This is a genomic window from Streptomyces sp. S4.7 (assembly GCF_010384365.1).
GTDB lineage: Bacteria > Actinomycetota > Actinomycetes > Streptomycetales > Streptomycetaceae > Streptomyces.
This window is the reverse complement of record NZ_CP048397.1, coordinates 2,332,203-2,346,838: the sequence shown is the minus strand read 5'-3', so window position 1 is coordinate 2,346,838 and position 14,636 is coordinate 2,332,203. Positions and strand designations below refer to the sequence as shown.

Genomic DNA, 14,636 nt, shown 5'->3' with positions numbered 1-14,636 from the left:
TCGGCTTCCCCGCCCGCTACTTGGCCTGCTCGATGTCGCGGTCGATCTGCTTCGCGGTCTCTTCCAGGCCCTTCCGGAGGTCCTTCACGGAGCCCTTCTCGTACTGGTAGCCGAAGTCCTGGAGCGTCGTCTGGTACGTCGCGCCGTTGATCGCGCCGTCGGGGGTGCTGGACTTCGGGTGCTGCGCGATGTCGAGGAACGTCTTGAAGCGGGGGTCGAACTTCAGGTCGGGCGACTTGAGCGCGGCGAACGTGGAGGGCACGTTGCGGATGCCGTTGGCGAACTCCACGACCGCCTTCGTGTCGGTGGTCATGTACTTCACCAGCTCCCACGCGGCGTTCTGCTTCTCGCTCTGCGGCGCGATGCCCATGATCGTGCCGGAGAGGAAGCCCTTGCCGTAGCTGTCGGCCTCGTCGTCGGCGACGGGCATGGGCGCCACGCCGATCTCGAAGTCGACGCCCGCGTCCTCGGCCATGCCGAGCCGCCACTCGCCGTCGAGCTGCATCGCGACCTGGCCGGTGTGGAAGGGGTGCTTGGCGCCCCACTCGTCACCGAAGGTCGAGCGGAACTTCTCCAGCTTGCCGAAGCCGCCGAGGTCCTCCACCAGCTTCTTCTGGTACGTGAACATCTCGGCGAAGGCCGGGTCCTTGGCGATGCTGGACTTGCCGTCCTCGTCGAAGTACGCGTGGTCCCAGCTCGACATGTAGTGGTCGACGACCGTCTCGTAGCCGTGGTAGGTCGGCATCATGCCGACCTGCTCGTAGCTGTCGCCCTTGGGCTTCGTGAGCTTCTTCGCGACGGTGGCCAGCTCGGACATCGTCTTCGGCGGGGCCGTGATGCCCGCCTCCTTGAAGGCGTCCTTGTTGTAGTACAGCCCGTACGCGTCACTGAGCAGCGGCAGCGCGCAGCGGTCGCCCTCGAACTCGGTGTACTGGAGCAGCACCTTCGGGAACGTCTTCGCCAGGTCTATCTCGTCCTTCTTTATGAAGGGGGCGAGGTCGGCGAAGGCGCCGGACGAGCAGAACTTGCCCACGTTGGAGGTGGTGAAGGACGACACGACGTCCGGGCCCTTCGAACCGCCCGCGCGCAGCGCCTGGTTGAGCTTGTCGTCGTTGATGTTGCCGACGACGTTGACCTTGATGTTGGGGTGGGCGTCCTCGAAGCGGCCGATGTTGTCCTTGATCGCCTTCACCTCGGAGGGCGCGCTCCAGCCGTGCCAGAAGGTGATCGTGGTCTTGGCGTTCGGATCGTCCGAGGCGGAGTTGCCGGACTGCCCGGTACACGCGGCGGTGAGGACGGACAGCGCGGCGACCGCGACGGCGGAAGCGGTCAGACGGCGGTTTCTGGGCATGACGGAACTCCCGGTGTCGGTCGGGTCCTGAAAGGGATGTGGTGGGGCCTTGAGGGGGGCTGAGGGGGCCTTGGGGCGGTCTGGGGGTCTTGAGGGGGCCGGTCGGGCGGGCCGAGGGGGCGGGGCGGCGGGCGGGCGGATCAGCGGGAGGTGTCGAAGACCTCGTCGCGGGTGGTCGCGAGGGCGCTCTCCAGCGCACCCCGCAGCACGGGGTGTTCCCGTACCTCTCCGACGACCAGCCGGGGCCTGGAGGCGGCCAGTTCGGCGAGCTCCGCCTGGACGAGCGCGCGCAGCGGTTCGCCGCCGGCGGCGGTCACCCCGCCCGCGAGGACGATGAGTTCGGGGTCGAGCACCGCGGTCACGGAGGCCAGACCGGTGGCGAGCCGCTGCGCGAACAGGCGCAGCAGCTCCGCCAGCCGAGGGTCCTCCTCGTGTCCGGCGGCGGCCTTCGTGAGGAGGGCGGCGGCGACGTCCGCGTACGGCTGCTCCGGCGTCTCGATGCCGAGGGTACGGGCCAGGCGCGGTACGGACTGGGCGCCCGCCAGCTCCTGGAAGCCGCCGCTGTTGGCCTTGACGACCTGGCGTACCAGAGGGGTGCCCGGCACCGGGAGGAAGCCGACCTCGCCGGCGCCCCCGGTGAAACCGCGGTGCAGCCGCCCGCCGATGACGAGGGAGGCGCCGAGACCTTCCTGGTTCCACAGGAGGACGAAGTCGTCGTGGCCGCGGGCCGCTCCCAGCCGCTGTTCGGCGACCGCGGCGAGGTTCACGTCGTTCTCGTACTCGACGGGCATCGGCAGGGCGGCGGCCAGCTCGTCGAGCAGTGCGGGGGAGTGCCAGCCGGGCAGGTGCGAGGCGTACCGCAGACGCCCGGTGGACGGGTCGAAGGCGCCAGGCGTACCGATGACGACGCGGTGCACGTCGCCGCGCGCCAGTCCGGCGGCCTTCACGGCTCCCTCCAGCGCGTCGGTCACCTGGGTCACGACACCGTCCGCCGGCCGGCGTCCCGGTGTGGGCAGTTCGAACCGGCCGACGGTGGCGCCGGTGATGTCCGCGACGGCGGCGAGGATGCGCTGCGGGTTCACGTCGAGCCCGGCGGCGTGGGCGGCGCCCGCGTTCACCGCGTACAGCTGCGCGTTGGGCCCCGGCCGCCCCTCCGTGGTGCCGGTGGCGACGACGAGACCGGCCGCCTCCAGACGGGCCAGCAGCTGGGAGGCCGTGGGCTTGGAGAGGCCGGTCAGTTTGCCGATCCGGGTACGGGAGAGGGTGCCGTGCGCCAGCAGCAGATCGAGCGCGGCACGGTCGTTCATCGCGCGCAGAACGCGCGGTGTGCCCGGGGACGGCGTGGACGGATCGCTCACGACGTGTGCACCTGCCCTTCGGCGACGGCTCTCCCCGGTGTCGTGTCGCGACACTGTTAGGAAAGTTTCCTATTTGATGGGAGGAAAGTAGGCCGCACGTCAGGGAGCAGTCAATACCCGTTCACGGGCAGCGCCCCCGAGGCAACCAAAGCGTTACCTGCGGGGGCGCGTGTGCGAAGGGTTTTCGACCGGGTGCCTCTTCGGGCAGGTGCCTCGTGCCGTGGCCGGGCGCCCGGCCCTACTTCGTCAGGTTGGGGTTCGGGGACTGGGGCGGTATCGGCGACGCCGCAAGAGACTGCGGGGACGTGGGGCTCGCCAGGGCCGACGGCGCCGCCACACCGGCCGTCGGGTCGGCCGCGGCCGCCTCCGTGCCCGCCAGCGGCAGCCCGCCGACGATCTGGATGTCCGCCGCGTCGAACGCCTGCTTGATGCGCCAGCGCAGCTCGCGCTCCACGCCCAGCGCCTTGCCCGGCATCGTCTTCGCGCTCACCCGCACCGTCATCGATTCGAGCAGCACGGAGTCCAGGCCGAGGATCTCGACCGGGCCCCACAGGCGCTCGGCCCAGGGGTCCTCCTTCGCCATCTTCTCCGCGACCGCGGTGATGACCTCGCGGACCCGGTCCAGGTCCTCGGTCGGCCGGACCGTCACATCGACACCCGCCGTGGCCCAGCCCTGGCTGAGGTTGCCGATCCGCTTCACCTCGCCGTTGCGGACGTACCAGATCTCGCCGTCGTCGCCGCGCAGTTTGGTCACCCGCAGCCCGACCTCGATGACCTCGCCGGACGCGACGCCCGCGTCGATGGTGTCGCCCACGCCGTACTGGTCCTCCAGGATCATGAAGACCCCGGAGAGGAAGTCGGTGACGAGGTTGCGCGCGCCGAAGCCCAGGGCCACACCGGCGACACCCGCCGACGCGAGCAGCGGGGCCAGATTGATGTTCAGCGCCCCGAGCGCCATCAGCGCCGCCGTACCGAGGATCACGAACGACGTCACCGACCGGAGCACTGATCCGATCGCCTCCGAACGCTGCCGGCGCCGCTCCGCGTTCACCAGGAGGCCGCCGAGCGCCGTGCCCTCGACCGCCGTGGCGCTGCGGTTCATCCTGGCTATCAGCTTGGTGATGGTGCGCCGCAGCACATGGCGCAGGACGAGCGCGATCACCACGATCAGCAGGATGCGCAGGCCGACGCTGAGCCAGGTGGACCAGTTCTGCTCCACCCAGCCGGCGGCGTCGTTGGCGCGTTCCGCCGCCTCGTCGAATGTGGCGGGCCCGGACGACGGGTCCGGGGCCGGCGCGGCGGACAGGGACACGGCGGGAACCTCCTGGAAACACGGGCGGGACCAACCACACTAACGGGGCATCGCGAGTCCTTCGTCGCCGTGCGCGGGGGGAGAGACACTCCTCACGCGCCGGCGCCGGGCGAAGTCCCAGGAAGGCGCGGGGGCGCGGAGACGCCAGGTCAGGGGCCGCGGGGTGGGTGTGGGCGAAAACACTCCGAGCCCGTTACCAAGACGTGGTGGCGTTTGGACCAGGCATGAGGGGAGACTGAGACAGATCGTCCCGGCGCGAGCCACGCGCCGCCGGCGCAACTGGAGGCACCGTGCCACATGTCCTGGTCCTCAACGCGTCGTACGAGCCGCTCGGCGTCGTACCGCTCCGCCGCGCGCTCGTCCTCGTTCTGGAGAACAAGGCCATCTGCCTGGAGGAATCCGGCGCCTTCCTGCACAGCGAGACCCAGGTCGTCGCCGCGCCCAGCGTCGTACGGCTGAAGCGGTTCGTACGGGTCCCCTACCGGGGGCCCGTTCCACTCACCCGCCGCGCGCTCTTCGCCCGCGACGGCGGGCGCTGCATGTACTGCGGCAGTGTCGCCACCAGCGTCGACCACGTCATCCCGCGCAGCCGGGGCGGCAAGCACGTCTGGGACAACGTGGTGGCCGCCTGCCGCCGCTGCAACCATGTGAAGGCCGACCGGCATCTGCGGGAGCTGGGGTGGAGACTGCGCCACCAGCCCGCGCCGCCGTCCGGACTCGCCTGGCGGATCATCGGGACCGGACACCGGGATCCGCGCTGGATGCCGTATCTGCAACCCTTCGGCGCCGAGGACGCGGTGGCCCGGATCGACGGCATCTCTGCCTAGGATCCGGGCCTCTGTCGTGCTGGACGCAGGGGCCGTGACGGCGTCACCTCTTTACGGAGGCGGCGCCGCTTCCGTCACCGCGTACGCCTCCACCGACCACATTGAGTAACCGAACCGGGTCGCGCGCCGTTCGCCCTGGATCCGGATGAAGCGGGTGTCCTTCGCGTCCATCCGGACCTCCTCGCGCCCGCCCCGGCCCTCCTCCACGCGCGCGGCGTCGCGCCACACCCGCCCGTCGGCCGACACCTGGACCCGGTAGCCGCTCGCGTGGGCGTCCTGCCAGTTCAGTACGACCTTGCCCAGCCGGACCGGCTCCGCCAGCTCCGCCTGCCACCACGCGCCGTCCTCGGCCGGTGACGACCAGCGGGTGGCGGGGTCGCCGTCCACGGCCGCCGCCGCCGGGAAGTCGGGGGTCTCGTCGCCGGACGACGAGGCGGTGACGGCCGGCGTCCTCAGGAGGTCCGGTCCGCCCGTACGCGGCGAGGCCCGCACCGTCAGGACGCGCTCCTCGCCGCCGAACGTCAGCGGCACCCGGTAGGTCCCCGGTGGGGTGTCCTCGGCGACGCCGACCCGGATCGGCACGGTCGTCCGCACACCGCGCGGCACCGTCACCCGCTCGGGCACCGTCACCTCGATGCCTTCGGGGGCCTTCGCCGCCAGCGCGCCGCTGACCGGACCGGGGCGCTGCGCCTCCAGCTCCGCCTCGACCGTCCGGGGTTTCCCGCCGATCTCGGCGTCCGTCACGGTCCGGGCGAGTTCGAACCGGACCCGCGGCTCGTCGGTGAACCACGGCACCACCCGCCGCACCTCCGGCGCCTTCGCGCCCGGCACCACGGGCCAGGTGATCCGTACGGCGTCGGCGCGCAGCCCCTTCGCGTCCGTCTGGGTCCAGCCGCTCTCCGAGACGGCGCCGAGCCGCCGCCAGCCCTCGCCGGGCACGTGCGCCTCCACCGAGGCGCCGTCGCCGGTGCCCGGCTCCGTCATGGTCGTGATCACGCCGACGGGGCGGGGGCGGCCCACGCCGACGGTGTACGCGTCGGTGCTGTGGGTGGCGCGCGCCTCGGGTCCCGCCGAGCGGTCGGCGCCCGTCCAGGCCGCCGACTCCTTGGCCGCGCGGTCGAGGAACGGATCGAGCACGCCCTCGCCGACCGTGACCGTGCTCTTCGCCGCCTCCTCGCGCAGCGGTTCGAGGCCGAGCGCCGCCTGCCAGGCGGCGTCGCCGTCGCCCCGCGACTGCGCCTGGAGCATGTCGACCGACAGCTCACCGGCCCGGCCGTACCGCGCCAACTGCTCGCTCCACGGCCGCACTTCTTCGTCCAGCCGGCCCTCCGCCGCGCCGGCCAGGCGCTCCGGCGTCTGCCGCATCACGGTGAAGGCCGCCCTCAGCCTGCTCGCCGCCCGGTCCCTGGCCTTCGGGTCCGCCGCCGACGCCGCGTCCGTACGGGTGCTCCAGAACTCCTTCAACAGAGGGCGCAGATAGGCCGACTCGGTGGGGTCCAGGATCGACGAGGAGTGGTTCCCGGCGAGCGCGCCGATCGCCTCGCGCGCCTCGGGGTCGCCGTCCGCGAGGTCGTCCATCGCCGCCTGCCAGGACTCCTGCGGCCGATAGCCGCGCGGGTTCCAGGCGTAGTCGGCGGCGGTGAACAGCGGGATGCGGGACGCGGACGGCTGCTCGCTCGCGTTGGCGAGCAGCGCGGCCGAACCGGCGGCGACGGCGGGCTCACGGCCCGTGTAGGGGCCGAGGAAGATACGCCCCCGCTCGTAGTCGTTGACCGGGTAGTTGTCCATCGTGACCAGGGGGTGCTTGAACGCCTCGCGCGCACCGGCCAGTTCGCGTCCGGTGATGGTGCGCGGCACGACACCGACACCCGTCCACGCCACCTGGACCCGCCGGTCGAGGTCCCCGGCGAGCGCCGTGCGGTACTCGGTCGCGCCCTCCTGGAAGTACTCCGTGGGCATCACGGTCAGCGGCTCGGCGCCCGCGTGCCGGCGCGCGAGGTGCTCGGCCACCGCGTTCGCGACACGCGCCTGCGCCTTGGCGGCGGCCCCGGGACCCGAACCGAAGGCGTCCCGGTCCCCTTCGCAGTGCCACTCGCTGTAGCTGACGTCCTGGAACTGGAGCTGGAAGGCGCGCACACCCAGCGCCCACATCGCGTCGATCTTGCGGGTGAGCGCCTTGACGTCGTCCTGCGAGGACATGCACATCGCCTGGGCCGGAGCCACGGCCCACGCGAGCGTCACATGGTTACGTGCCGCGCGCTCGGCCAGATCGCGGAACTCCGCCCGCCGCGCGGCGGGGTACGGCTCGCGCCAGCGCGCCTGGCGGAACGCGTCGTCGCCCGGCGCGTAGAGGTAGCGGTTCTGCTTCGTCCGCCCCATGAAGTCCAGCTGCGCCAGCCGCTCCTGATGGCCCCAGGGCTCCCCGTAGAAGCCCTCCGCCATTCCCCGAACGGCGGTGCCCGGCCAGTCGCGCACGAGGACGCCGGGGACCTTCGCCCGGCCGGGTGCGCCGCCGATCAGCTGCCGCAGCGTCTGCGCGGCGTGGAAGAGGCCGTCGTCGCCGACCCCGTCGAGCGCGACCGTCCCGCGGCCCGCGACGGTGCCCACGGCGATCCGGTAGCCCCCGGAGGGGATGTCGCCCCGCTCCGGTGCCCGCAGGGCCCTGAGGGCGTCCTGGGCCTCGCCGCCGCCCGCGAGTACGACCGGGCCGGTGCCGGGCTGGGAGACGTCCGAGGGGCGGCCCGAGGCGGGCGGGGCGGCCGTACGCACCGTACGGACCCCGGCCTCGCGCAGCGCGTCCGTCAGGGCCGCCACGGCGTACGGGTCCGCGTCGCCCGGCGCGACGACGGTGACCTCGTCACCGAGGGCGACGGCCGAGCCGCCCGACTTGAGCGACTGGGGACGGGGCCAGACGGCCGGCGGCGCCGACTCCCCCTCACCGTCAGGTGTGGTGGTCACCGGGGACCCCGGATCGGCGGGAACCGCCGTCGCGCCGGGCGCCGTGCCGAGGAGTCCGCCGATCACCGCGACCGCGACCGCTGTCGCCCTCTGTTTACCGCGCCCGAGCCGCACGCCCCGCTCCCCTCGTGGCCCCCGTGTTCCGGTCCGTCCTGTCGATCGGCGACGAGCCCACCACCCCGGGGTGTGGGTGTCAATGCGCGTGGCCGTTATGCCTCATTTGACCGTCGTGATAGGCAGGGAGATCAACTCCCGCTCGGGGAACGCATCGTGACCCGGGGCACGTTTACCGCAACAGTACGTCTGCGGCCGTGCCGACTGGGTAGGGCTGCTGTGTCCCGTTGTCCGAGCCGTCATTTGGAGGCGCCGCCATGGCCGCATCCGCACAGTTGCTTCTCTCCGCCCTCTCCAAACAGGTGGTTCCCGGTGACCCGGCGGGCGAGGAACCCCTCGCCGTCACCCTGCCCGGGCCGCTGACCAGCGACATCCCGGGCCCGCTCACCAGCGAACCGCCCCTCGCCGACGCGGCGCCGCTGACCAGCGAGCCCCCGCTCGCCGACGCCGCACCACTGACCAGCGAGCCGACCGCGCCCGGTACGGCCGGTGGCACGGAGTTCTCAGGAGTCTGAATGGGCCTGGCCAGGCTCGCGGCGCTGCACGGTGTCGCCACCGTCCACTCACCCAGCCCCGGCGTCACCGTCCCGGTCCCCGACGAGACGGTCGTCGCGGTGCTCGCCGCGCTCGGCGTCGACGCGTCCACGGACGAGGCCGTCCTCACCGCGCTGACCCGCGCCGAGTCCGAGGCCGAGAGCCGCCTGCTGCCGCCCACCGTGGTCGTGTGGACCACCCCGGCCACCCCTGTCGGATCCGGCGGCACCGAGGACCCCGCCGGCCGGTCCGTCCCCGCGGCAGCGGTCCTGCCGCCCGCGCTTCCCCAGGCCCTCGCCGGTCTGCCGCCCGGCACCGTCCTGCGGGTGGAGACCGAGCAGGGCGACACGGTCGACTGGCCGTCGCCCGACGCACCGCCCGCGGACGGCCCCGCATCGGCGCCCGACACCGCCTCCGAACGACCGGCCCCGGGCCCCGAGAGCCGTTCCTGGCCCGATCTGCCCCTCGGGGTGCACCGGCTCGCCGCCGTCGCCGCCGACGGCCGTACGGCGGGCTCCGTGCTCGTCGTCGCCCCGCGCGAGGTGCCGCAGCCGCCGTCCCGTACGCACGGCTTCCTCGTCCAGCTCTACTCCCTGCTGTCCGCGCGCTCCTGGGGCATGGGCGACCTCGGAGACCTCGCCGAACTCGCCACCTGGTCCGGCCGTGAACTGGGCGCCGGATTCGTCCAGATCAACCCGCTGCACGCCGCCGTCCCCGGCGACCCGACCGACCCCTCCCCGTACCGCCCCTCCTCGCGCCGCTTCCCCGACCCCGTCCATCTGCGGGTCGAGGCCGTCCCCGAGTACGCGTACGTCACGGGCCTCGGGACCGCGCGGCTCGACGGGCTGCTGGAGCAGGCCGCCGCACTGCGCGCCGCGGTCCTCGACAAGGGCGCGCTGATCGACCGCGACGCCGTGTGGGACCTCAAGCGCCAGGCCCTGGGCATCGTCCGAGAGGTGCCCCTCGGACCCGGCCGCCGCGCCGCGTACAACCACTTCCTGGCCGAGCAGGGTCAGGCCCTGGAGGACCACGCCACCTGGTGCGCACTCGCCGAGGTGCACGGCTCCGAGTGGCACGACTGGCCGCAGGGCCTGCGCGACCCCCGCTCCGCCGAGACGAGCCGTGCCCGGCACGAACTGCTCGACCGCGTCGACTTCCACTGCTGGCTGGCCTGGCTCACCGACGAACAACTCGCCGCGGCGGGCCGCGCCGCCCGTGACGCGGGCATGGCCGTCGGCGTCGTCCACGACCTCGCGGTGGGCGTTCATCCCGGCGGCGCCGACGCCTGGGCGCAGCGGGAGGCGTTCGCCGAGGGCATGTCCGTGGGCGCCCCGCCGGACGCCTTCAACGCCCACGGCCAGGACTGGGGGCTGCCGCCCTGGCGCCCCGACGTCCTCGCCGCCTCCGGCTACGCGCCGTACCGAGGACTGCTCCGCGGCCTGCTGACACACGCCGGAGCGCTGCGGATCGACCATGTGATGGGCCTGTTCCGGCTCTGGTGGGTCCCGGCGGGCGCCGAACCCACCCGGGGCACATACGTGCGCTACGACGCCGAGGCGATGCTCGCCGTGCTCGTCCTGGAGGCGCACCGCGCGGGCGCCGTCGTCATAGGGGAGGACCTGGGCACGGTCGAGCCCGGCGTACGGGAGGTGCTGCACCGGCGCGGGGTGCTCGGCACCTCCGTGCTCTGGTTCGAGCGCGACTGGGAGGGCACCGGCCGTGCGCTGGCCCCGGTGAGCTGGCGCGAGGACTGCGTCGCGACCGCCACGACCCACGATCTGCCGTCCACCGCCGCGCGCCTGACCGGCGAGCACGTGGAGCTGCGGCACCGGCTCGGGCTGCTCGGCCGCCCGCTGGAGCAGGAGCAGCACGAGGAGTCCGCCGAGGTCGCGGACTGGCTGGGCACGCTCGCCCGGCTCGGTCTGCTGCCGCCGGACGGAGGCGACGAGGAGGAGCAGATCCGGGCGGTCTACCGCTTCCTGCTGCGCACCCCGGCCCGGATGGTCGGCGTCTGGCTGCCCGACGCCGTGGGCGACCGCAGGCCGCAGAATCTGCCGGGCACCTGGGACCAGTACCCCAACTGGCGGCTGCCGGTCGCCGACGCGACGGGCCGGCCGATGACGCTGGAGGAACTGGCCGCCGCGCCCCGGCTGCACGACCTGATGGGCGTATTGCGCCCCTCTGTCGGGACTTGACCCCTTGTACGGGACCCCCGGCCGCGCGCCCGCCCCACGCGTTCGCTACGTTGGCACCGTGGACAAGAAGAACGCCCTGCGCGCCGGCGCCGTGATGGCCGGAACGACGCTGATGATGCTGCTCATGTCGTCTCCCGTGCTCGCCGTGACCCGCGACGACGGTGACGACCCCGGTCCCGGCCTGACGATCGGGGAGACCCTCGGTCTGTACGTGGCCGCACCACTGGTGCTGTTCGCGGTGATCGCCGGACTGGTGATGGTCCTCGACAAGTCGAGGAAGCAGCAGCAGGTCTGACGGCCTCCCCTCTCGGAGAGGCGCCGCGCGGCACACCTGTGCCGCGCGGCGCCTCTCTGTGTCCCACGGGCGCTGCTCCACGGGCGGCGTGGGACGGGACCGTACGGGGAAGGGGGCGGGGCCGGCCCCGACAGGACCGGCCCCGCCCCCCGACTCGACGTCAGGGCGTCCTCACCCCGCCGCCCCGTCAGCGGCCTGGGCGCGCAGCGCACGCTCCACGCCCGCGCGCGACTCCGACATCAGACGGCGCAGCGACGCGTTCGGGGAGGCGGACGCCAGCCAGTTGTCCGTCGCGTCCAGGGTCGACTGCGCGACCTGGAGCGCCGGGTACAGGCCCAGCGCGACCTGCTGGGCCATCTCGTGGCTGCGCGAGTCCCACACGTCCTTGACGGCCGCGAAGTACTTCTCCGTGTACGGCGCCAGCAGTTCGAGCTGGTCCGTCTGGACGAAGCCGCCGATGACCGCTTCCTGGAGCGCGTTCGGGAGCTTGTCGGACTCCACGACCGACGCCCACGCCTCGGCCTTCGCCTCGGCGGTCGGCCGCGCGGAGCGTGCCGCCGCTGCGTGCCGCTCGCCCGCCGCCGTGCGGTCGCGCTCGTACTCCGCGGCGATCTCCTCCTCGTCGTGCAGACCGACCGCCGCCAGCCGCTGGACGAACGCCCAGCGCAGCTCGGTGTCGACGGCCAGGCCCCCGACCGACTCCGAACCGTCCAGCAGTCCCTGGAGCACGTCCAGTTGCTGCGGGGTGCGGGCCGTCGCAGCGAAGGCGCGCGCCCACGCGAGCTGGTGGTCGCTGCCCGGCTCCGCGGTGCGCAGATGCGCCAGCGTCGCCTCCGTCCACTGCGAGAGCCCCGCCTCGCGCCACTCCGGCGCCGCGTACAGGTCCAGCGCGAGCTTCACCTGGCGGTGCAGCGACTGCACGACGCCGATGTCCGTCTCCTTGGCGATGCCCGACAGCACCAGCGCCAGGTAGTCGCGGGTGGCGAGCTCGCCGTCACGCGTCATGTCCCACGCCGACGCCCAGCTCAGCGCGCGCGGCAGCGACTCGGTGAAGTCCCCGAGATGCGCGGTGACGACCCGCAGCGACTCCTCGTCGAGGCGGACCTTCGCGTACGACAGGTCGTCGTCGTTGAGCAGGATCACCGCGGGCCGCGGCGTGTTGTGCGGGAACGGCACCTGGGTCAGCTCGCCGTCGACGTCCAGCTCGATCCGGCTCGTACGGACCAGCTTGCCGTGCGCGTCCAGGTCGTAGCAGCCGATCGCGATGCGGTGCGGGCGCAGCACCGGCGTGCCCTTGGCACCCGGAGGCAGCGCGGGCGCCTCCTGCCGTACGGCGAGGGAGACCACGTGCCCCGACTCGTCCAGCTCGATCTCCGGCCGCAGGATGTTGATGCCGGCCGTCTCCAGCCACGCCTTCGACCAGGTCTTCAGATCACGCCCGGAGGTCTCCTCCAGCGCGCCCAGCAGATCGGACAGGCGCGTGTTCTGGTACGCGTGCGCCTTGAAGTACGCCTGCACGCCCCGGAAGAACTCGTCCTGCCCGACATACGCGACGAGCTGCTTGAGGACGGAGGCACCCTTCGCGTACGTGATCCCGTCGAAGTTGACGAGCACGTCGTCCAGGTCGGTGATGTCGGCCATGATCGGGTGCGTCGAGGGCAGCTGGTCCTGCCGGTACGCCCAGGTCTTCATGGAGTTGGCGAACGTCGTCCACGAGTGCGGCCACCGCGACTCGGGCGCGTACGCGAGGCACGCGATCGAGGTGTACGTCGCGAACGACTCGTTCAGCCACAGGTCGTTCCACCACTCCATGGTGACCAGGTCGCCGAACCACATGTGCGCCAGCTCGTGCAGGATCGTCTCCGCGCGCGTCTCGTACGCCGCGTCCGTCACCTTCGAGCGGAAGACGTACTGGTCGCGGATGGTGACGGCGCCCGCGTTCTCCATCGCGCCCGCGTTGAACTCGGGCACGAAGAGCTGGTCGTACTTGGCGAACGGGTACGCGTAGTCGAACTTCTCCTGGAACCAGTCGAAACCGAGCCGGGTGACCTCGAAGATCGCGTCCGCGTCCAGGTACTCGGCCAGCGAGGGCCGGCAGTAGACACCGAGCGGCACCGACCGGCCGTCCTTGTCGTACGCGCTGTGCACCGAGTGGTACGGGCCGACGATCAGCGCGGTGATGTACGTCGAGATCCGCGGCGTCGGCTCGAAACGCCACACGTTCGAATCGGGCTCCGGCGTCGGGGAGTTCGAGATGACGGTCCAGCCCTCGGGGGCCGTCACGGTGAACCGGAACGTCGCCTTGAGGTCCGGCTGCTCGAACGACGCGAACACGCGCCGCGCGTCCGGCACCTCGAACTGCGTGTACAGATACGCCTGCTGGTCGACCGGGTCGACGAACCGGTGCAGACCCTCACCGGTGTTGGTGTACTCGCAGTCCGCGGTCACCGTCAGCTCGTTCGCGCCCTGCCGCAGATGCGGGAGCGCGATGCGCGAGTCCCGGAACACCGCGGCCACGTCCAGCGCCTTGCCGTTCAGCACCACCTCGTGCACGGCGGGCGCCACCAGGTCGATGAAGGTCTCCGCCCCGGCGTCCGCGCTCTCGAAGCGCACGGTCGTGACGGACCGGTAGGTCCCGCCCTCCTGCGCGCCGCCGAGATCGAGGTCGATCTCGTACGAGTCCACGGTGAGGAGGCGCGCTCGCTGCTGCGCCTCCTCGCGGGTCAGATTTGTGCCAGGCACCCGGTCAGCTCCTCGGATCGTTACGTTTTGGCCCATCCTTCCATGCGGACCCCGCCGCCCGGTGGCGTGATGCTCGGGGGCGTGACCCGGCCCGCCGTACCCGACGAACCGCGCGACACCGGAGCCTGCGAGGTCGAACCGGACTCGGGGCGGCTCGTTCTCGGGATCATCGCGCGGTGGGGAACCGCGGGCGCGGTGACGGGGAGGTCAGGCCCTGTCCCACCGGTCCCGCGCCGCGGCGTACGTCTCGGCGAACAGCGGGTCGACGGCCGGTCCCCGCTCGTGCCGCGTGCCGTACCGCTTCTCGTAGGCGGCGAACCACTCGGGATCGGAGTCGAGGAAGAGCACGTCGTGGAAGGCCATCCGGCGCATGGCGAGCATCGGCACCGGAGCCCGGGCCACCTGGAACTCAGGGTTGCGGGCGGCCCGTTCGTCGCAGTGCGGATGGAACTGCGCGGCCATCAGCTCCCTGTCCACCAGCTCGGGCTTGACCAGGCGGTGCGCCTCGTCGAGCAGACGGAAGCGCCGCTCGGGCAGACCCGAGAGCACCAGCACCAGCGTGTGCAGGGTGCGGTTACGGCCCTCCCAGCGGATGGTCTCGAACGTCTCGGCCATCCGGCGCACCACTTGCACCAGGCCCTCGGTGTCGATCTCCGGATCGACCTCCCACTCCCTCAGCAGGAAGGTCCCCGCCCTCGTCGCGGGTTCCACGAAGGGGCAGACCGCGCCCTCCCTGTTCGTGCCCTCGTGCGGTCGGGTGATGAACTCCTCGATCCAACGGCGGCCCGCTTCGAGGAGCGCCGACGGTGGGGGGCCTGTCGCGTCCCCTCTCTTCTGCCCAGGGGGCGGGGAATATATTGGTACTTGCATAGATATTCCCTCTCATTCGGGATGTGCTGAACCGCCACCCGGCGTCACACGAGTTGGAAGTGTTCGGTGACCGGGCGGTT

At 72.4% G+C, this 14,636-nt stretch carries 10 protein-coding genes; 4 read left to right on the top strand and 6 right to left on the bottom strand.

Annotation, left to right across the window (positions count from 1 at the left end; translation table 11 throughout):
* Positions 1 to 16: 16 nt before the first annotated feature.
* The 3 genes from SSPS47_RS10315 to SSPS47_RS10305 form a co-directional block, all read right to left on the bottom strand.
* Positions 17 to 1,351: an ABC transporter substrate-binding protein gene (locus tag SSPS47_RS10315; RefSeq protein WP_164250454.1), complete on the bottom strand. Its 1,335-nt coding sequence runs from the start codon at positions 1,349 to 1,351 to the stop codon at positions 17 to 19.
* 140 nt (positions 1,352 to 1,491) lie between these two features.
* The gene (locus SSPS47_RS10310) at positions 1,492 to 2,658 is read right to left on the bottom strand and encodes an ROK family transcriptional regulator (RefSeq protein WP_164254490.1); all 1,167 of its coding nucleotides are present in this window, start codon (positions 2,656 to 2,658) and stop codon (positions 1,492 to 1,494) included.
* 289 nt (positions 2,659 to 2,947) lie between these two features.
* The gene (locus tag SSPS47_RS10305) at positions 2,948 to 4,021 is read right to left on the bottom strand and encodes a mechanosensitive ion channel family protein (RefSeq protein WP_203557817.1); all 1,074 of its coding nucleotides are present in this window, start codon (positions 4,019 to 4,021) and stop codon (positions 2,948 to 2,950) included.
* A 290-nt stretch (positions 4,022 to 4,311) separates the two neighbouring features.
* On the opposite strand from SSPS47_RS10305, the gene SSPS47_RS10300 reads away from it, so the two are divergent.
* Entirely contained in the window at positions 4,312 to 4,848 is a 537-nt protein-coding gene (locus SSPS47_RS10300) for an HNH endonuclease (protein WP_078077307.1), read from the top strand.
* Positions 4,849 to 4,899: 51 nt separating this feature from the next.
* Here the strand turns inward: SSPS47_RS10300 and SSPS47_RS10295 are convergent, their stop codons facing one another.
* Entirely contained in the window at positions 4,900 to 7,920 is a 3,021-nt protein-coding gene (locus SSPS47_RS10295; protein ID WP_164250452.1) for a beta-N-acetylglucosaminidase domain-containing protein, read from the bottom strand.
* Between the two features lie 257 nt (positions 7,921 to 8,177).
* Here SSPS47_RS10295 and SSPS47_RS10290 point away from each other — a divergent pair, with 257 nt between their 5' ends.
* Genes SSPS47_RS10290 through SSPS47_RS10280 form a run of 3 tightly spaced genes read left to right on the top strand, consistent with a single transcriptional unit; the run spans position 8,178 to position 10,944 of the window.
* Complete coding sequence (locus SSPS47_RS10290) at positions 8,178 to 8,435, top strand: hypothetical protein (RefSeq protein WP_078077309.1); 258 nt, start codon at positions 8,178 to 8,180, stop codon at positions 8,433 to 8,435.
* Complete coding sequence (gene malQ, locus SSPS47_RS10285; protein WP_164250450.1) at positions 8,436 to 10,649, top strand: 4-alpha-glucanotransferase; 2,214 nt, start codon at positions 8,436 to 8,438, stop codon at positions 10,647 to 10,649. It abuts the gene before it with no gap.
* A 58-nt stretch (positions 10,650 to 10,707) separates the two neighbouring features.
* Positions 10,708 to 10,944, top strand: a complete 237-nt coding sequence (locus SSPS47_RS10280; protein ID WP_147875322.1) for a hypothetical protein — start codon at positions 10,708 to 10,710, stop codon at positions 10,942 to 10,944.
* 171 nt (positions 10,945 to 11,115) lie between these two features.
* Here SSPS47_RS10280 and pepN read toward each other — a convergent pair whose 3' ends face one another.
* The gene (pepN, locus tag SSPS47_RS10275) at positions 11,116 to 13,686 is read right to left on the bottom strand and encodes an aminopeptidase N (protein ID WP_164250448.1); all 2,571 of its coding nucleotides are present in this window, start codon (positions 13,684 to 13,686) and stop codon (positions 11,116 to 11,118) included.
* A gap of 207 nt (positions 13,687 to 13,893) precedes the next feature.
* On the bottom strand, positions 13,894 to 14,556 hold the full coding sequence (locus tag SSPS47_RS10270; RefSeq protein WP_164250446.1) for a DUF6875 domain-containing protein: 663 nt from the start codon (positions 14,554 to 14,556) through the stop codon (positions 13,894 to 13,896).
* Between the last annotated feature and the right edge of the window lie 80 nt (positions 14,557 to 14,636).

What these genes read in the sequence shown, in the direction of transcription:
- SSPS47_RS10315 (WP_164250454.1), bottom strand. Translation starts at nt 1,351, where the DNA reads ATGCCCAGAAACCGCCGTCTGACCGCTTCCGCCGTCGCGGTCGCCGCG.
- SSPS47_RS10310 (WP_164254490.1), bottom strand. Translation starts at nt 2,658, where the DNA reads ATGAACGACCGTGCCGCGCTCGATCTGCTGCTGGCGCACGGCACCCTC.
- SSPS47_RS10290 (WP_078077309.1), top strand. Translation starts at nt 8,178, where the DNA reads ATGGCCGCATCCGCACAGTTGCTTCTCTCCGCCCTCTCCAAACAGGTG.
- malQ (WP_164250450.1), top strand. Translation starts at nt 8,436, where the DNA reads ATGGGCCTGGCCAGGCTCGCGGCGCTGCACGGTGTCGCCACCGTCCAC.
- SSPS47_RS10270 (WP_164250446.1), bottom strand. Translation starts at nt 14,556, where the DNA reads ATGCAAGTACCAATATATTCCCCGCCCCCTGGGCAGAAGAGAGGGGAC.